Below are 1,327 nucleotides of genomic sequence, written 5' to 3'. Positions count from 1 at the left end.
CGTCTTGCGCGTGCAACGTGATACCGACCACAGCGGCTTCGTGATCCTCGATGTTGATCCACTCGTGGTCGGTGGTGAACATGGTCGTCATGGGCAGGGCTCCTCTTGGGGAATGTGTACTGGGAAGCGAAGGTTGATTCAGGGCCGGCCGGCGGTCAAGTCTGAAGAACCTGGGACCGGCCGTTCGAGCTGCTGCCTGGCTTTAGCCGCGGTAGTAACGATGGGGGGCAAACGGCGTCGCGGCGACCTTCATCGGCAGCCGCTTGCCGCGCACTTCGGCAAACACCTCGGTGCCGACCGCGGTATGCGAGGCGGGCAGGTAGCCCATCGCCACCGGCTGGTTCACGGTCGGGCCCAGCGTGCCGCTGGTGACGGTGCCCAGCTCGGTGCCGTCGGCGGCGACCAGCTTGGTGCCCTCGCGCACCGGGGCACGCTCCAGGCCGACCAGGCCGACGCGCTTGCGCTTGGCGCCTTCGGCCAGCTGCGCGTCGATGACCTTGGCACCCGGGTAGCCGCCGGCACGGGCGCCACCGGCGCGTCGCACCTTCTGAATCGCCCAGGTCAGCGCGGCTTCGACCGGCGTGGTGTTGGTGTCGATGTCGTGGCCGTACAGGCACATGCCGCCTTCCAGGCGCAGCGTGTCGCGTGCGCCCAGGCCGGCGGCCTTGACCTCGGGCTGGGCCAGCAGCTCGCGGGCCAGCTTGATCGCCTGGTCTCCGGGCACGGAAATTTCAAAGCCGTCTTCGCCGGTGTAGCCCGAGCGGGTGACGAAGCATTCGGCGCCGGCCAGCGTGAAGGCGCCGCCGGTCATGAAGGTGAGGGCGGCCACACCCGGGTTCAGCCGGGCCAGCGCCTGAGCGGATTGCGGGCCTTGCAGCGCCAGCAGAGCGCGGTCGGGAAGGGGAAGCACTTCGCAGCGATTGCCGATGTGCTTTTGCAGGTGCGCGATGTCGGCATCCTTGCAGCCGGCGTTGACGACGACGAACAGGTCGCCGAAGTTCGCCAGCGCATCCACCGGCGGGCGGGTGATCATCAGGTCGTCGAGCAGGCCGCCTTGTTCATTGGTGAAGAAGGCGTAACGCTGCTTGCCGGGGGCCAGGTCGACCACGTCGACGGGCACCAGGGTTTCCAGCGCGGCGGCGGCGTCGGGGCCGATCAGGCGCAGCTGGCCCATGTGGGAGACGTCGAACAGCGCGGCGGCTTCGCGGCACTGCTTGTGCTCGGCCATCAGGCCGGCGGGGTATTGCACCGGCATCGCGTAGCCGGCAAAGGGCACCATGCGGGCGCCGAGTTCGAGGTGGAGGGCGTGCAGCGGGGTCTGCAGCAG

Annotated in this window: 1 protein-coding gene and 1 pseudogene; both read right to left on the bottom strand. The window is 68.9% G+C overall.

What is annotated here, in order from left to right; genetic code table 11:
- Positions 1–91 (bottom strand): annotated as a pseudogene (locus tag AC1DYI_RS35865) (glycine cleavage system protein H); the annotation flags it as partial.
- A 111-nt stretch (positions 92–202) separates the two neighbouring features.
- A partial coding sequence (gene gcvT / locus AC1DYI_RS35860; RefSeq protein ID WP_477208854.1) for a glycine cleavage system aminomethyltransferase GcvT occupies positions 203–1,327 on the bottom strand: 1,125 nt, incomplete at its 5' end.

Source organism: Ideonella sp. P3_A4, assembly GCF_056403075.1.
Note: the sequence above shows the minus strand (reverse complement) of the source record. Positions and strands in the feature narration are given on the sequence as shown.